Below are 17,746 nucleotides of genomic sequence, written 5' to 3'. Positions count from 1 at the left end.
ATTTTACCCGTATGACGCCAGATTAGTCAAGACTCGATCTGTTTCATCAATAATTGCCATCTTTCGGTGAGTTCAGATACATTTTCTTTCTTGTCCGGACTGTAGATCATTTGCTCATACTGTATTGTCAATTCACCCATTAAATGTGTATTAAACCGGTCATCGATCCGCAGCGCATATTCGCGCAATGTCTGGTCCGGCCGTTTGGCAAGCCCTTTATGATCAAGCACCTTCAGTAAATGGTGATAAGCTAGTTGGAACGTATTTTGTGACGGTTTCCTTTTCATTTTCATCTGGTAATAAACCGTGCGCCAGCGCCACCTTGTTAAAAATAATACGACCGCGACAAGTACTACCGCGCCTATTCCTCCTGCTATAATCCACCCATTAAATGATCCGCCCTTTTCTGCGCCTGCTGTTTCAGAGTTGTCATCCTCGTCTTCAGCAGCCTGGGATTCTTCTTCGGTAGGCTCTAATTCAGGTTCTTCGCCTTCATCAGGTTCGGGGATATCCAGATCATCCATTTCTCCATCTTCCGTGCTTGTTGTCAACTCGAAATCTGTTGGGTTATAAAAGCCTTGAGTCGGTTCAAATGGAACCCACCCATATTTTGGAAAATAAACTTCAACCCAGGAATGTGCGTTTGAGCTTTTAACCTCATAAATGTCTAAAGTTGTGACGCCCTCACCACGCGCAAATTTTTCATCTGTATACTCACCAGTTAGCCATTGAGTAGGATAATCACCTTCATCGATCTTTTCTCCAGGTGTAAACCCTTTAACCCAACGTGTGGGGATGTCGAGGGTTCTGAGCATGACAGCCATGGTTGTTGAATAATTGTCGCAATAACCAATCTGGGATTCAAATAGAAACTGATCCACATAATCCTCGTTTGTGTCTGGAACTGGAACCCCTTGAATCTGGTAAACATACCCCGATCTGCCAAAATACTGTTCGATCGTTTTCGCTTTATCATACCGATTGTCAATACCTGTTGTCAGTTCTTCGGCAAGCTCGTGGACCCGCTCAGGAAGTGACGGCGGGAGTTGGGTATACTGTCTGATAATATCTTCCGGATCGTCATCAGGAGCTGATCTTAAAGCCTCCCTGTTGAAAATCGGTCGCTCAATCACCATTTCATACTCAGGTCTATTGACCGGATCAGAATTTCTTTCAAGCTGAACGGCGCCTGTCATATCGTCATGCAGAAATGTGTAATCTACTGCTTGATTTGATGCTGAAATAGGGTACTGGAACTGCGTGGCGCCATATTGATAAGGCAGTTTTCCAATACCTTGGTCAGAGTAAAAGTCAACGTCAATTGCCGAACGCTCTGTTTTTACTCTGTCACTGAATATGTCAAAGTCGACTTTTCCATTATCTGTTAAGGAATAATCAGTCTCACGAAAGCTTTCCCAGCCTTTACCCGTGTAAATGCTTTTGGTTTCCACACGCCAATAGCCTTTTTCCTCGGCAGCGGCCCTGAATATAGCTGTGTCATCCTGCACGAATGAGCCTCCGAGACGGGTATCATCTTCACCATACCCAACTTTTTTGACTGTTGTTCCTGATCCGCCAGCACCTGGATTATTCGCGTAGCTTTCGATGAATGGGACAGGATCAGGCCATTGTGGATCGAACTTCGGCGCTGCATACCCGACCATGGCTGACAGCAATACGACAGCAACGATCGGCAGCTGCCAGGCAAAGGATTTTTTTGAAGGTGACAGCGACTCATGTTTGGCTTCTTTCATGAAATTGGATACGCCAAGTGCGAGGAAGGCAACAACAAATGTGCGGATGATGGCATAACCGCCGTCATAAACGGTAAAGGTATCCAAAACCCCAAGATAAACAAATGTCAGGACAACAAACAGCATCAGACGTTTGGCCGTAACAAACCAATAATACAAAAGATAGCTCATGAGCCAGATCAGCAACAGGAATAAAAGCGTGCGGAATAATGCGGTCAGTTCAAACCATTCTGCCGCAAACATCCGATCCATGTTAAAACTCAGCTCAAGTCCCACTTGGGTAAACCAATCACGCGTGAACAGCATGGCCTCAAGGAATAAACTGTGAATGACCAGCACAAGTCCTGCTAATTTAAGGCCAAAAGCAATCAGCCAATGCAGCCGAACCCAGGATATAAAAAAGCAAAAGACAGCATAGATGATAAAAACGTCAAGATTAAACGGGTCGGCGACTTCCTTAACAGGATAAATCCACTCCAGAAACAAAAGGAGTGCTGACGCATATAAGACAATGCTATATAAAGTTGATGTGTTTGGTGTGTCAGGCTGCTGTACACGTCTCATGTGCGCACCTCAATCCTATTTTTACTCAATTCCTTTTCAGTCAGTTCGTTCACAATCACACCAGACGTGCGGAGTTGATGAAGCATTGCACCGGCCTCAGTAGAGATCAGATTTGATGCTTGTATATACATAAGGATCATGCGCCTGCCTTGTTGTTTCATTTGTTTAAGAAGCTGTACCGTTTCAAGATCGATGTGAGTAGTGACAATAATCGAGACAAGCCCAGTTTTCTGTCGTTCTAACTGTTCGCGCAGTTTGACCGCAAACGCGTTGGCATCGCTTGGCTGAATATGAGTTAAGTGTTCTCCGATGGCATCTGTCTTTGCCGGATCATGAAAGACTGGAAAAAAGCGTACCTTTTTCCCCAATGATAAAAAGCCGACCTGTAAGGCTTGCTGTCGCATGGCTAACATGAGGGACAACGTCAGCTCAACCGCCGCCTCAAAAACAGGTGCTTTTTGTTCGTCGTACCGAGTCCCATCTAAAATAATAAGTGTTTCCGTACTCTGTTCCTGTTCAAACTCTTTTGTCATAATGTCGTTTTTGCGGGCGGTCTGTTTCCAGTCAATCCAGGAAAATTTATCCCCTGGCATATATTCACGCACGCCTGTCACCACATTGGTCTGCTTCAGACTGCTCCCAGACGCAGCGACATCTCCCTGGGAAAGGCTTTTCCGCTGTTCAATCATGCGCACATTTACAGATGCAGGCTGGACGATCAATTCATCCTCGACATTGAAGGTATGTTCCTTTTTTATAAATCCGAAAACATCGCCTGTGCGAATGCGAATCGCACTGAGGTCATGTCCGCCTCTGGGCAATTCGTTCAGATTATATGTACAGGATATCGTCTTTTTAAACCAAGGGTACACAATCTGTTTTACGGAATCCCGGTAATGAATAACATTCGCGTCGTTGAAACTTTGGTACCGAAGCTTCGGGGAATCACGTCTAGTTAACGTTTCAGGAAGTATATCCTCAACGATTAAATAATAGAATGGATATGGCAACCCTCTTTTCAATTCAATAGTGACTTGAATATGACCTCCTGTTTTAAGGGTTTTCCGCGTCAAAACCCGTTTGACACGCCAGCCTTTAACCGGGTAGAGAAGGAGCCCAAGATGATACAACATAATCGGCAAGAAAGCATAAAACAAAAACCAGCTCACAAATCCGCCTTGAAACATCGCATAAGAAAATAAGACAGCGAATAAGAAGACGATAAAAATCAACTGGCCAATGAATTTAGCGATGCTGCCCATACTAAAGATCCTTTCGAATTGGAATGTGTGTCTGTTTAATCACTTCATCCACAATCACTTCAGATCCGACGCCATTAAAAGTCGCTTCTGTCGTTGGAATCACACGGTGTGTCATAACAAATGGTGCGAGATATTTCACATCGTCAGGCAGGACGTAATCACGCCCGCAGATAAACGCATAAGCTTGAGCCGTCTTCATTAAAGCCATAGAACCCCGCGGCGAAACACCAAGATAGCTTGATGGATGTGTCCGGGTAGCAGATGCGAGATTGATAATGTAGCTTTGAATGTTTTTCTCAATATAGATCGACTGTACTTTAGATTGAAGCGTCGCAAGTTCATCTCTGGTAATCACAGCGCTAAGGGAATCTATCGGGTGGCCGGAAGCGGTTCGGGCGAGCATTTCGAGTTCTTCCTCTTGAGTCGGGTAGCCCATTTTCATTTTGATGATAAAACGGTCAAGCTGTGCTTCTGGCAATGGGTATGTCCCCTCATATTCAATCGGGTTTTGAGTAGCCATAACGAAGAAAGGCTTCTTCAGGGGACGCGTGCTTCCATCGACCGTGACGCTTTTTTCTTCCATACCTTCAAGAAGAGCAGATTGCGTTTTCGGCGATGTGCGGTTAATTTCGTCGGCCAGGACGACATTTCCGAAGATCGGCCCTTCACGAAATTCAAATTCCATTTCTTTGGGGTTGTAGATCGATACCCCCGTCACGTCTGATGGAAGCAAGTCCGGGGTAAACTGGATCCTTCTGAAGTCACAGTCGAGCGATTTGGCAAGTGCTCTCACAAGCATTGTCTTCCCCACGCCTGGCACATCCTCAAGCAGCACATGCCCTTGGGCGAGCAGTGCTGTAAGACTGAGCGTTGCAATTTCTTCCTTCCCAACCATTACCCTGTTCATGTTAGCAATGACTTTTTCTATTTCAGTATGATACGTAAGCATTTCTTGTGTCATATAATTGGCCCCTCATTTTCCCTCGTTTATTTAAAAAGACTGAATTATGATTGCAGTTTAATTACGTTTCTTATACCTACTACTAATATACTAAAAAGACGGCTTGAAGTAAAAGGCGGATTACCATTATTATCTCCGACAGATTAATAGTGTATACAATGCGTGGCGATTCTGGCGGCTTTAAACACTGTAGAACAAATTGCTTTGTTTTGAAAAATCTTATATAATATTTGCAAATAACTAAATAAGGGAGTTTTTTTATGGTGACCTTCTTACCCCGCGTCAAGCCCGCATCACTCCAGCAATTGGAAGTTTTAGTTCCCCGGCTAACCCCAAGCGATCCGCTCCATGCTACCCTGAACGACAAACTTCAAAGAGAACGATCCGGATTCTTCGGCGAAAGAAGTCTCGACTATTATTACAATCTGCTCGAACTAGAAGCATTCCCCGTTTTACATGGATTGGAGCTCCATTCTGGCACACACCGCTTTCAAATTGACACCCTCATTTTGCTTCCAAATTTCTTCCCCATTATCGAAGTGAAAAATCACACCGGTGTCGTTCATTACCAATCTGAAACAGGCATCCTACATCGTGAAAATGATAACGGAAAACCGCAGCGATTTAACGATCCAGTCCTGCAAGCAAGCATCCAGCGACACCATCTCGCGAATTTCTTGCGAAAGGCGAACATCCCTCCAATCCCAATCCATCCGTTAAGTGTCTTTTCCAATCCCAATGTAATCTTGAATAGTACCGATCCCAATTCAACACCCGATTTGATTCTTGCACAGAACCTGCTGAAGCGAATGCCACTTTTGAAGAAACATTACCAGCAAAATTACTTTACCATCACCGAACTGGAAGACATTGCCCGCTTACTTGTCAAATCCCATCAGCCTAAAAACGAGCGCATCGTTGATAAATATAACATTTCGCTTTCACAAATCAGGAAAGGCATCTGGTGCACAAACTGCAAGCAGGCCATGATGGTTCGTGAAAAAAGAAGCTGCCACTGCAGAAGGTGCGGCGCAACCGATCCTCGCGCTCATATTAGAGCACTGCATGAATACAAACTGCTCTTCGGTCCGACCATATCAAATCAAGAAGCCCGTGAGTTTTTGCAAATCGAAAGCCCGAGTATGATGAAGCATCTCTTAACAAAAGAAAACTACGATACTATTGGAAAGTATAAAGGCAGGAGGTATATTCTACGTTAGTACGGGGGCGGTTATCCCGCATGTGCGGCGGTTTCTCAGCCTGAACGGCGGTTTTCCCCCACGAGCGGCGGTTTCTCGGCCTGAACGGCGGTTTTTTCCCACGAGCGGCGGTTTTTCCGTGCGAGCGGTAGTTTCTCGTGTCTAACCTCCTCCCACCCAAAAAAGAGCCCCTCCCCTCCAGGAGCGACTCTCATCCTAAAACTCACACAAACTAAACCCGACTCAATTGCTTAACACCTTGCCACAGCTCCGACTGCTCAACCTGATAAGCGAGCTGCAACAGACTCAGTTCCGCACCTTTTCCAGCCATGAACTGCACGCCCAACGGCAGGCCAGCGTCAGACACATACACCGGGAGCGACACGCCAGGCTGCCCGGTCAAATTGGCAAGCTGTGTGAAAGGTGTATATGTCAAGCTGGGCAGGAACATATCATATACGAGCTGCTGTTGTCCCGCCCATCAAGCTTGATCACCTGTTCACGCAACCTCTGCTCATCCTCTTCAGAAAAAGTCAGCTCTCCAACTTTCGGTGCTGTATAAGCCGTGGTCGGTGTCAGGTAAAAATCATATGTCTCATGTAGCTCGGCCATTTGTGCAGCGGCCACATCCCACGATGCTAAGCTCGCAGAAAACTCGGCTGCCGAGACGGACTTCCCAGCTTCATTCAGAATCCAAGTCTCGATCTCCATATCATCTGCAGTGAGTTCACGGCCCATCATAGCTTCCATCCCAGCTACAACCGTGGCCACTTCTCCACTGTTCATTAAAAAATAATTGCGCATCAACTGCACGCCATCAACGCCGTTATCATGTTCTTCAAGGATATGGCCCTGCGCCTCCAGCCATGCGACCGTTTTCTCAACAGCCTGCACCGCATCGTCGGAAACAGGCGTCCTAACTGGTGAGGCAGTTGTATATGCAATTTTTAAAGGACGATCGAACGACCTCTTCATATCCTTAGCAAACGTTCCTTCATAAAGCGGAACCTGAAAAGCGGCGGCTGGTTCAACAACCTGCAATTCATCAAGCATTGCCGCGCTATCACGTACACTCCGGCTCAGGACAAAATCGATCGATGCACCTTGCCATTGACGTCCTGCCCCCGGCCCGACCGGCGTACGACCGCGTGTCGGTTTCAATCCAAACAAGCCACAAAATGAAGCCGGAATTCGAATCGATCCACCACCATCACTTGCACCGGCTACAGGCACAACACCTGCAGCCACAGCCGCTGCTGCTCCTCCGCTCGAACCTCCAGGTGAATAATCAGGGTTCCACGGGTTGCGCGCGGCCCCGTTCAATTTCGGTTCAGTAATATTTTTCAAAGCAAATTCAGGAACGTTTGTATGTCCCATCACGAGCACACCTGCATCGTGCAACCGCTGCACCAGATTGGAATGTCCCTCAGCTTTATATTCAGCCATCAATCTTGATCCACTGGTGAGTGGTTCCCCCTCAAGCGCCTGAGAAATATTCTTCAAAAGCATAGGGACACCCGCAAAAGCACCCTTGCTACCACCAGCATCACGCGCTTCTTCAAGTACACGTTCACGCCTTTCATGTACAACTGCATTCAATTCCGGATTTACCTTATCCAATTGCTGAAACGCACACTCAAGCAATTCTTCCGGGGAAACTTCTCCCCTTGTAACCAGTTCTGAAAGTTCTACTGCATCCATTGTTGTGTATGTTGCTAAATCCATTTCTCCACCCCTGTGATTATGATCCTCTTCATTGTATCATCAAGGGAATATTACTCAACAAAACTCATCTCGTTCGCACATACTGTCCCTCTAGCCTCAACTGTTCTCCTTATCTTCCTGTTTCCAAGGCGGATCACCGTACTGATGCAGCATTTGATTAATTTTATAAACCCCAAACGGCACAACGAAAGAGATTACGGTGCAAATCACTATCATGGGTTCCTTTACAGCAAGTACGAGTTCATACCACAGTGACATATCACTCATCCTTTCGCTTCTTCTTTGCTTTATCCACCGCCCCAATCCCCTGAACTTCCGCAGTCGCTTTCACCTGAAACCTTACCTGGGAAAAATAATTCTCTCCTTCTTCCCAGTATCCCTTCAACTGATCCCATTTTTTCGGATGTTTCTGGCTCAGTTGTTTTCCAATACCGAGCACATCCGTGTTTAAATCCTCTTGCGACGTTTTAATCGTTCCTTCTACAATTTTTACGATCTTCTCTTCTATTTTCTTCTGTATTTCTTCTATATAGTCTTCATGGAGGAGTGATTCACTTCCAAACATTTCAGCGATGTCCCCTTGTGTCGTAATGTTGATATCTACTCTCACATCGCCAGGGTTTGCCGAAACAATTTTTATACTTGGTATGCTTATTTCTAACTCATAAACCATCAGATGATCGCGGACCATGAATTCAATCACACTGCTCCTGTTTTTTCGGGTCACTAAATTTAATCCCTTTATTTCCTCTGCATCAAGCGTCCCAACCATTTGATTTGCCATACCGTTGAAAACTGCAGCCCCTTCATATTCAAGTTTTTTTTCTGACACCACATTGATCTTGGGTAAAACATAACTAAACTCTTCCAATATATCACCATGAACGTCACCAACGGTCACAGGAGGCATCATACGAATGGTTTTGCCAACGTTTTCGGTAATTTCGTTAACATAGAGTGTAGGGAGTAATTCAACAGCTGGATTAACCTCCAGGATGTCTTTTGCTTGTCCGCTTTCCCCATCTTTGACCATAACTTTAATGTCACGCCGCAACTCCATATCGCGGAGGAAAAAGTCAAGCACACTCTCAAACAAGTCGGTTTTCTCGGCAATGGCTGAGGAGATGACCAGTACTTTCATATGTTCAAAAAAAGGAATCCGACTCGATCTTGTTGCGGTTTCTCTTAGAATGGATATCATACTCTCTCCATCTACACTCATGTTTAAAAACGGTTTGGCCTCGCCACCAGTTTGTATTTGTGTCGAGAGAACTGCTGGCACGGCAACCTGATTGGTCATTGTCAGAACGTATTGTCCATTTTCCTTCTCTTCTTTCAGATCCACGGCTGTCCCTATAATAAACCCTTTTCGTTCAATATCGATATTATCCCAACAGCCCGACAACATAAGCGTACTGCATATGACTACGATGAGAGAAACCCGTTTTTTCATCGGCTAAACCACTCCTTTTATTTTAGCCACGATCCCCAGACCCGCAATCAGAATGACTGAGTAACCGACCGTAATGTATCCTATTATTTGTCCGTATATTTCCACTGTGTACATTTTCCCTGGTACCATCCCAATAAAATAAACGATCGGCGTTAAGATCAGTATGACATGCATCTTTTTAGCCTTTTTAAAAACAGACGTCATAGCAAATACGGCAATATCCAGCGTTAAAGCTGCAGAATTAAATATCGCCATTGTCCAAATGACAAAAAACACCGATTCAAAGCGTTCCAGAAACTCACCCGGAATTGCAGCGTTTTTAGCCAGTTCTACAGTTGGATACACCAAATTTGCTGTAACAGTATTTCCGAAAACACCAATGATAACTACAAACAGCATGATGTATAACACAACTGGTATGACAGAGCCAATCACCGCAGCTTTTGGACCTTTTTTGGGATTTTCAACCAAAGACATGTAAAACCATAAGATCCCAAAACCGGAGAAAGTGAGTGCGCTGGTTCCAAAACCTATAAAGTATTCTTTCATGTCTGTTGTAAACACCGGCTGCAAGTTCCCGATTTCCATAGTTTGCAGGTTAAACCCTATTACCACCAACACAATGACGAAGACAAATGGAAAGAAAAGCATATTTAAGCGAAACAATCCGATTCTCGATCCGCCAACAGCATAGACCAGGACAAATAAAAAGAGCAGGGCCAGCACCTCGAGTGGTGTTTTATCAAACAAATATTGTTTCGTAATATCTGCCGACAAACGAATCCTGAGTGCCAGAGAAACCATCATAATAATCCCGTAGATAAAAACAACGCAACCAGCTACCTTCTTGCCGACAAGTGTGGCTCCATAATCGGAGATGGTTTGGCCAGGGAATACAGCGGAAAATTTCGCAATCAGCCAGGTCATGATTATAAGAAAAACGCCGCCAATGATAATTGATACAAGTCCGTCTGCTGCATTCGTATGTGCGGCCAATGTTCTTGGAATCACTAGGATACCAAGACCAATAACCGCTCCAGTCACAGCAATCATCAATTCTCTTTCTGTGATTTTGCCACCAGCATATTCAAATGACTTCACGATTGTTTGCCTCCCTTGTCAGCAGATTGATCATCTTGCGGCTGCAAATACACTGGGCGACGATCCAACAGCGGGACAGGTGTGCGAAAAACCAGATCATTAAAGTCCTTCAAAAATGCCGGAGCAAAAGGACTGGAATAAGGCACACCAATGCTTTTCAGATTAACAATATGAATATTGATCATGATGTAACCTAAGATAATGCCGTACAGTCCAAAAACACCCGCCGCAAACATCATGAAATAGGCGAGAATCCTGAACGTAATTGACAAACTATAGGTTGGAATTGCAAATGAAGCAATAGCATTCAGGGCAACAACGATGACCATGATCGGGCTTACAATGCCAGCCTGCACAGCCGCATCACCAATAACAAGCCCTCCGACAATACCAATCGTTTGTCCAATCGTCTGTGGCAATCGTGCTCCCGCCTCACGGAGCAGCTCCATTGTGGTAACCATTAAAAGTGCTTCTACAAAAGCCGGAAATGGGACGCCTTCTCTAGTCGCAGCAATCGACATAGCGAGTTTTGTGGGAAGCAGCCCTTGATGATATTCGGATAACGCAATATACAAACCAGGCAGAAACACCGCAATAAACCCCGCCATATACCGTAAACCGCGCACAAGCGATCCAATTGTCCACCGTTCGTAATAGTCCTCAGGCGATTGCATGGCGTTACCAAGCGTTGACGGCGCAATTAATACAAAAGGGGACCCGTCAAGCAGAATAACAACCTTCCCCTGTAACATTGCTGCCGAAGCCGTGTCCGGCCTTTCTGTATTAATAAATTGCGGAAAAGGCGATAGAAAACTTTCCTCAATCCACTGTTCAATGAATCCAGATTCAGGGGCATCGTCCATGTCAATTGCTTCCAATCGCCGTTTAACCTCTTTCAAAATATCAGGATGAATAACACCTGCCACATATGCCACAACCAGATCTTTTTTCGATCTCCTCCCTACCTGATAACTATCAAAACGTAAATTGGGATCACGAATATACCGGCGCAAAGTCGCAAGATTGGTCTGAAGCGTTTCGACAAATCCATCCCGAGGTCCTCTGATCACCGTTTCAGAAACCGGTTCTTCAACAGACCTCATTTCCCATTTTTTCATTTCTATTAAAAGCGCTTGATCCACGCCATCAACAAAGAACACGGTCGTCCCACTCAACAGAGCATCCATCACATCGTCCATAGTTTGGCCTGTTTTTATATTGCCGGCAGCGATCACATCTTTCTTGAGCACATCGTAAACAGCCATTGCCTCTTCAGGGAAACCCTTTTTTTCACCTGCGTTCTGTACTGGCTTAATCACATCTTTATGTAAGAGTTCACTATTTGTCAGTCCTGAAAAATACACCACGCCACATTTTACTGATGAATGATAGATGTCAAATGTCCGTGTCACCAGGTCGGACGGGGATCCGAGCAGGTTTTTTATATGTTTGATATTTTCATCTAACCCGGATGCCAGTTTCTCCGGATTAGATGATGACGTTTGCTTTGTTTGTTTCATCCGTCCAAACAATGATTTGAAATCCACGAACATCCCTCACTTAGAAAACAGTATAAGCTTCTGTTTCCCATAAACTCGTGTTTTTATACAGATGCTCAACCTCTGTATAAGCTCCTCACAGATAGCGAAAACTAAGCTCACCCACTAAAGGAGTGTTGCTTGATGGAAACAAATGACATCATCAGGACATATGCAATGACCGTCCAACAAATGAAAAGATCCATTCTGGACCATGAGGGACGGTAAAGCAATGTCGAAAACCAATCATCCAAACCACCGTCGCGCATTGGGTATGCTGCTGTGGAGCATCGCTCTCCCTGGATTTGGTCAACTTTTAAACCAAAAATACATTAAAGGCATTATCCTCATTGCTTTCGAAATAGCTGTCAATGTGATGGGAAATCTTAATCAAGTCATCATTCTCAGTTTCCACGGAGAAATTCAGGAAGCAATCGAACTGACAAATTACAACTGGCTTATGTTCTACCCGTGCTTGTATTTTTTTGCGATGTGGGATGCGTATCACGACGGCAGGGGTGGAAAGAGCAAATTTGCATATCTGCCATTTGTCGCCTCTGCCTATATCGTGACTGTTGGACTTATATTTTCACCCGTTCTTTCCATCGGTGGTGTCAAATTCGGACCGGTGTGGCTCTCAATCCTATTTATGCCGATTGGTTTAGGAGTGGGGGCTTTCGTGCGATGGATCTTATTAAAATCCGACGTATAAAAAGGACAAGCTGTCATGGTTTAGCCGCTTACATTTCGGGGTAATTCTTTAATAAGCAATACCCCATTATGCTGGAGGTGTTAGAAGATGAAGGAAATTTTCGGCCCGTATCAATCGGTTCCTGAAACGATTAAAATGACTGAAAAACTTGCAGACAGCGGCTATGAGCCTGCTCACATAACCATTCTGTCAAACATTGACAATCCAATAGACTTTGAAGAAAAAACAGAAGCAAATGTGGCCAATTCCCTTTCTGAATCATCATCATGGAAAAGCAAAATGAAACAGTTATTCACCAATAAAGCCGACCATCACCGCGACATTACAGATGAACTGGCTGCACTGGAATTTTCAGATGATGAAATTGCCCAGTTTATTGAGAAAATCGTTGATGGACACTTTTATGTGATTGCTGACGATAACACTGAGCCGGATAAAGACACAGTGCACGATTTAAAAGAAGCACGCATCAGAGAGGATCTTGAACACCGAAACTCCTATACGACCACTCGGTTTTTCTAAAATACTAAAAAACGAGCAGTCTGTGATATTCCACAAGACTGCTCGTTTTTCATTTGTTTAGCCAGGGCCGGCTTTGGTCTTTAAAACGCGCCGGAACCTCCACCGCCGCCACCGACACCACCCCCAACACCAGGTGTGCCTCCGCCAGCAGAAAGACTGGCCGCAGCGGCTGTATCTGCTTTATCAAACTGGTGCTGGAACGTTCCAGCTATGGCCATGAATAAAAACATATTGGTACCGGGGGCATGCGCAATATCAGCATAACGAGGCCCCTGTTCCATAAACACTTGGCTTTTTTCCTGAATGGTCTTATTGTTACACCCAAGACCGTAAATAAAGGCCCGCTTCTGATCGTCGTCCAGCCACTCATTCCATTCTGTGGGAGCGACATCAGCAAACTTCTCACTGAAGTCTTTCCATTGTTGTTCGATATGAACACCTTTGGCCGTTTTACGAATCGCTCCCAGTGCAAACGCTGCAAGGGCGATGACAAGCAAAATACCGCCAAGCATCCAGCCAAACAACTCGTGGATACCGAAAATGACAATTGCAGGCACCAATAGAAGACTAGAACCCCCGATCATCCATCTTGCCTTCGAGCGATCTTCATACAATTGGGCATTCGATACCTCCTCTTTGACACTGTCACGCCAACTCTGGAAGCTTTGATGATAGGCTTCATGGTTATCTTCATTTTCTGTGTAAGATTCAAGATCTGACATACGAAACGTCCCATCAGACCCGATCATATCAAAGAGCCAGGCGATCAGCATCTGCTCATGCTTGAAATCTGTTTGTCTATTGATGACAGTAAACGTTTCTTCATCTTCCTCTTTAACATAACCTTTTCTTATCAAATCGAGCAGAGCTGCTGAAAGTGCATTGGCATCAAGCACCCCACTGTTCATAAAGTGAATGGTCGCTGGCATGCTCAATTCCGCTTTAGGCACGAAAAAGTCATCGACAAACCGGCGTTCTGCTTCTTGTTTCACTTGCTGCTTGTATTGGCTGCGACGTATAAGCAAGATGACTAAATAAACGCCAAATGCACCCAGAATGACTGGCGCAATTTTACTTAGTATATCTTTCCGCTTCTCAAATGCAGCAATATCAGCTTCAATTTCTGCCCGATCAGCCTGTATGTCGTTGGCAATGGTCTTATCTCCAGCTGAGGGTACATTTGGGAAAAGAGAAGCGTCATATGCCACTCTTATATCGCCCTTTTGTCCGCTGCCCACATGACCCAAATCAAAATGAACAGCCCCATCTTTCGCCGTTTTTCCTGTACCAAAGGCAGCATCATACCCTAAAAAGACAGGGTCTTCAGCAGGTTTGGGCGGATGGATAAATATATTGAGATTCTCATAATCCGATTCATTGCCATCGTCAAAAAACGCCCAATAGAATTGTCCCAGATCGGAATATACTTCTAGGCCATTTTCAATGGTATAACTGAGGACCGCTGTAATCGTTTCATCTTCACCTTTACGGTGGATTTTATATAAATTATCATCCTGCTCCACTTTTAGCGGCTTTCCGTTTTCAGTCGCTTGCACATCCGTGATCTGAGTACCTTCTTTTGCAATAAGTGTACGCGTAATACCGTTAAATTCTCCATCAAATGCATATGTGTGTGTTTCTTCAACATCCACATTCCTATTTTCCAGTAAATAAGCATGTATATCCGTTTGTTCAATGTCAAAGTCAACAGCATAAACTTGGAGCGGAAATACCAAGAATCCCATTAAAACTAGAATGATTAAAGAAAGCTTCTTCATAAAACCATGTCCCCCTCTTGTCTACTATATTATACGAACCAAACAGATATAAAGTTTCACACGCCTTACTATTACTGAGAAAGCACAAAAAAGCTGCGGAACCCGCAGCTTTTTATTTTTCTTCTTTATAACTTTTATTGGCTTCGTAATACCGCCGATATTGCCGATATCCGTATGTTGAATCGCGAACGAGCTGTTCGTTCTCCAAACCGGCACCAATCGCACCTGCGACAGTTGAAATCGATGCAGCAAACCAGGCGATTCTCAAGTAGGACTGGACACCCGCAGATTCACCGAGCATCAGCGTTTCGCCTAAAATATCAGGTGGAATGAATACGAGCGCAGTCCCAAAGAATAACAGATAAACCACAGCGTAATAACCTGTGACAGAAATTAAGAGTGTCGTTACGGTTGTCATATTGTACAGCCTGCGTAGCCGTTTACTTTTTTGATTGAAATTCGAGCTCTGTTTCTCCCATAACCCATGAGCCACAATCACCCACAGCACCATACCAAAAATTGCTGTTAATGTAATACCTGTCAAACGCCAAACCGTGAACAAATGACTAAGTCGCCACATCGTCGTGAAGATCATACCGAAGGCTCCAGTTGTAAACGCAATGGCAATCACATTTGTGAGGGTTGACATCATTTTCAGCGGATTATTGGCAAAGGTCATGCCAGACAACAAACGCAGTCCACCATTGAGTTTGGGCACTACAAGATAGCGGGTGTGCACTTCTCCTGTTTCTGTGAGCAATGATCGCACCTTTCTTACAGGAGAAATTGGGAACTGCCGACGTAACAAGTCAGACGACAGTATTTCTTGTTGTTTTTGAGGATCGTCACTTAATTCATTCTCTTTTTGGCCTGACATGCCATGCATTTCACCTACAACCTGAATGATTGTCTTTTTTATACGATGCAAAACAGGCCGCCAGCCGAAAGCTGGAATCGATACAATACATACGTCCGATGTCTCATTAATATCAACAGCTACGATATCTTTCTTATGAAAAACAGGAAGATCTGTCAGACAGATAATATAATTCCAGCCTCTCACATCTCTGTAATCAACCGCTTCTTTAAAGATATCCCCCGCATTTTCAGCTGCCCCTGTCAGCGGATCGATGACGCTGTCGACGGTCCACACTGTTTCGTTCGGCAAGTGTTCGTCTAATGAATCTGGCAAGAGGTCAATTAAATCATTCGCAAGTTCATTCGCAAGCTCAGGAGCGGCAATTAAACCAATTGAGATTTCTTGTGTCATGAAAGCTCGCCCTCCTCGTGTGCTTGTTTCTTCACTTGTGATTCATCGCGTTCAGCAGCATCTGAACTCTTACTTTTTTCTTGCTTCTTTTTAAGTTCATAGCTACGTGTCAGTTGACGATAGGAGTAGGTGATGTGCTTGATACGCTCTTCTTTCTCTCCTGTCGCACCCACAGCTCCTGCCAATGTCCCAAGTGACGTCGCCAGCCAGGCCAATCGTACGAAATACTGGATCGAGGCCTCCGCATCCACTTGTGTCCAGCCTTCGAACAAGTTCTCCGGCACAAAGATCGCAATACTGATCATGAACAGGATATAAAGCACGGCATAATTGATCAAGACAATCACCGTAAGCGTTGCCACGGTGGTCAAGTTATACAGCTTTCTGAATTGACTCTGCCCCTTATCTGTTGGTTTCTCCCATAGTTTATGAGCGAAAATGATCCAGATGACCATGCCTGCGATCGACAGAAGCATGAGGAGGAGAAAACGCGGGATCGAATACGCAACACTTAACTGCCATGGGGTAGAAAAAATGGAAATATACGTGCCGGTTGCGAATGCCAGTGTCAGTACTTTGGTAAACGATCCGAGTGCTGTCCAGGGCTTGTTGGCAAATGTCATGCCTGATAGGAGCCGGAGCCAGCCGATAATTCTGGACTGCAGGATAAACCGGTTGTCCGTTTTATTATCATCTTCAGGCTTCACACGCTTCACACGCGAAAACAAGAACCGCCACTTAAGGTGTGATGCAGTTTGTTCTTCCCCGTCATCCAGTCCATCGTTTGTGTACATCAAATCAACAACATAGGTTATCGCTTTTCTAATCCTTTTTTTCAAGGGGAAAGCTCCAAATGAAGGCAAAGAAATCAGGCCGGTCTGTCGCCTGACGCTCACATCTGATGTCACCACTTTGTTGTTAGATAGACTTGGAAGGTCAGTTAAACAAACTGCATAGTCCCAGCCTTTTTTATCTTTTATGTCGACAGCTTTGTCGATCACTTCATTTACATACTCAGCTGAACCAGTCAGTGGGTCAACATCAATCTCCACTTCCCACTCAACGTCTTGGTCAACATGTTTGTTTAAATCGAGCTTCAATTTGTCTTTAATTTTGAAGGCAAGATCTGCAGGTAAATCGGGAGAGGGAATCAGTCCAACAATCTTTGATGTCACACCATGAAGCCTCCTTTAAATAGCTTGTTCATTACCCCTATATACCCGACCAACAGCCTATAAAACCTAGTATGGCACTGGACGCTTTCTCTATGAACAAAAAAGAGCCGCCCCTTTTCAGGTAACGACTCTTTACGCTTATTATTCAGCCCTGGCCTTTGATCAAGCTGAAGACTTCTGCTCTTGCAGCTGGCTCTTTTTGAAAAATACCTCTCACACCCGATGTGACGGTTTTGGCTCCAGGTTTCTTAACGCCGCGCATCGTCATACACATATGTTCTGCCTCGATCACAATGATGACGCCGTGTGGATCAAGTGTCTCCATCATCGAATCGGCGATGGTTGAGGTAATCCGCTCCTGCAGCTGTGGTCGCCTCGTTACAGTTTCAACTGCACGTGCCAGTTTGCTTAGGCCAGTCACTCGGCCGCCTTTAGGAATATAGCCGATGTGCGCCACGCCGTAGAATGGAACAAGGTGATGTTCACACATCGAATAAAACGGAATATCTTTAACGAGCACAAGTTCCTCATGATCTTCACTGAATATTGTTGCAAAGTATTCTTTCGGATCTTGATGCATGCCTTGGAACACTTCTTCATACATGCGTGCAATTCGTGCCGGCGTGTCTTTCAGCCCTTCACGATCCGGATCATCCCCGATCGCTTCCAGAATCATGCGCGCCGCCTGTTCTATTTTTCCATGGTCCACTGCCATGTCATTACCTCCATTCA

At 44.8% G+C, this 17,746-nt stretch carries 14 protein-coding genes and 1 pseudogene; 3 read left to right on the top strand and 12 right to left on the bottom strand.

The window, feature by feature from the left end:
* Window positions 1-26: 26 nt before the first annotated feature.
* Genes JNUCC1_RS11185 through JNUCC1_RS11175 form a run of 3 tightly spaced genes read right to left on the bottom strand, consistent with a single transcriptional unit; the run spans window position 27 to window position 4,541 of the window.
* Window positions 27-2,318 carry a transglutaminase domain-containing protein gene (locus JNUCC1_RS11185; protein ID WP_156645593.1) on the bottom strand — a complete coding sequence of 764 codons (2,292 nt, stop codon included), beginning with the start codon at window positions 2,316-2,318 and terminating at the stop codon, window positions 27-29.
* Window positions 2,315-3,580 (bottom strand): DUF58 domain-containing protein, encoded by a 1,266-nt coding sequence (locus JNUCC1_RS11180; RefSeq protein ID WP_156645592.1) that lies wholly within the window; start codon window positions 3,578-3,580, stop codon window positions 2,315-2,317. The genes JNUCC1_RS11185 and JNUCC1_RS11180 overlap by 4 nt, the downstream gene beginning before the upstream one ends.
* Before the next feature lies 1 nt (window position 3,581).
* Complete coding sequence (locus JNUCC1_RS11175; protein WP_156645591.1) at window positions 3,582-4,541, bottom strand: AAA family ATPase; 960 nt, start codon at window positions 4,539-4,541, stop codon at window positions 3,582-3,584.
* 260 nt (window positions 4,542-4,801) lie between these two features.
* On the opposite strand from JNUCC1_RS11175, the gene JNUCC1_RS11170 reads away from it, so the two are divergent.
* Window positions 4,802-5,761 carry a nuclease-related domain-containing protein gene (locus tag JNUCC1_RS11170; protein WP_156645590.1) on the top strand — a complete coding sequence of 320 codons (960 nt, stop codon included), beginning with the start codon at window positions 4,802-4,804 and terminating at the stop codon, window positions 5,759-5,761.
* Window positions 5,762-5,972: 211 nt separating this feature from the next.
* Here JNUCC1_RS11170 and JNUCC1_RS11165 read toward each other — a convergent pair.
* The 5 genes and pseudogenes from JNUCC1_RS11165 to JNUCC1_RS11150 all read right to left on the bottom strand — a co-directional run bounded on the left by JNUCC1_RS11165 (window position 5,973) and on the right by JNUCC1_RS11150 (window position 11,572).
* Window positions 5,973-7,465 (bottom strand): annotated as a pseudogene (locus tag JNUCC1_RS11165) (amidase).
* A gap of 96 nt (window positions 7,466-7,561) precedes the next feature.
* Window positions 7,562-7,723: a hypothetical protein gene (locus JNUCC1_RS18265; protein ID WP_197431717.1), complete on the bottom strand. Its 162-nt coding sequence runs from the start codon at window positions 7,721-7,723 to the stop codon at window positions 7,562-7,564.
* Between the two features lies 1 nt (window position 7,724).
* Window positions 7,725-8,918 (bottom strand): Ger(x)C family spore germination protein, encoded by a 1,194-nt coding sequence (locus JNUCC1_RS11160; RefSeq protein WP_156645589.1) that lies wholly within the window; start codon window positions 8,916-8,918, stop codon window positions 7,725-7,727.
* Window positions 8,919-8,921: 3 nt separating this feature from the next.
* Entirely contained in the window at window positions 8,922-10,019 is a 1,098-nt protein-coding gene (locus JNUCC1_RS11155) for a GerAB/ArcD/ProY family transporter (protein WP_156645588.1), read from the bottom strand.
* Complete coding sequence (locus JNUCC1_RS11150; protein ID WP_442915467.1) at window positions 10,016-11,572, bottom strand: spore germination protein; 1,557 nt, start codon at window positions 11,570-11,572, stop codon at window positions 10,016-10,018. The genes JNUCC1_RS11155 and JNUCC1_RS11150 overlap by 4 nt, the downstream gene beginning before the upstream one ends.
* A gap of 217 nt (window positions 11,573-11,789) precedes the next feature.
* Here JNUCC1_RS11150 and JNUCC1_RS11145 point away from each other — a divergent pair, with 217 nt between their 5' ends.
* A complete protein-coding gene (locus tag JNUCC1_RS11145; protein ID WP_156645587.1) occupies window positions 11,790-12,269 on the top strand; it encodes a hypothetical protein in 480 nt (159 codons plus the stop codon).
* Between the two features lie 87 nt (window positions 12,270-12,356).
* A complete protein-coding gene (locus JNUCC1_RS11140; RefSeq protein ID WP_156645586.1) occupies window positions 12,357-12,791 on the top strand; it encodes a general stress protein in 435 nt (144 codons plus the stop codon).
* Window positions 12,792-12,871: 80 nt separating this feature from the next.
* On the opposite strand, the gene JNUCC1_RS11135 is transcribed toward JNUCC1_RS11140, so the two are convergent.
* From JNUCC1_RS11135 to folE, 4 genes are all read right to left on the bottom strand, one after another.
* A complete protein-coding gene (locus tag JNUCC1_RS11135) occupies window positions 12,872-14,569 on the bottom strand; it encodes a DUF2207 domain-containing protein (protein ID WP_156645585.1) in 1,698 nt (565 codons plus the stop codon).
* A 112-nt stretch (window positions 14,570-14,681) separates the two neighbouring features.
* A complete protein-coding gene (locus JNUCC1_RS11130) occupies window positions 14,682-15,839 on the bottom strand; it encodes a 5,10-methylene-tetrahydrofolate dehydrogenase (protein WP_156645584.1) in 1,158 nt (385 codons plus the stop codon).
* Window positions 15,836-17,014, bottom strand: coding sequence for a 5,10-methylene-tetrahydrofolate dehydrogenase (locus tag JNUCC1_RS11125; protein WP_156645583.1), 1,179 nt, complete (start codon window positions 17,012-17,014; stop codon window positions 15,836-15,838). The genes JNUCC1_RS11130 and JNUCC1_RS11125 overlap by 4 nt, the downstream gene beginning before the upstream one ends.
* A 145-nt stretch (window positions 17,015-17,159) precedes the next feature.
* A complete protein-coding gene (folE, locus tag JNUCC1_RS11120; protein ID WP_156645582.1) occupies window positions 17,160-17,729 on the bottom strand; it encodes a GTP cyclohydrolase I FolE in 570 nt (189 codons plus the stop codon).
* Window positions 17,730-17,746 lie beyond the last annotated feature (17 nt).

The organism is Lentibacillus sp. JNUCC-1 (assembly GCF_009741735.1).
Taxonomy (GTDB): Bacteria; Bacillota; Bacilli; order Bacillales; family Amphibacillaceae; genus Lentibacillus_B.
Note: the sequence above shows the minus strand (reverse complement) of the source record. Positions and strands in the feature narration are given on the sequence as shown.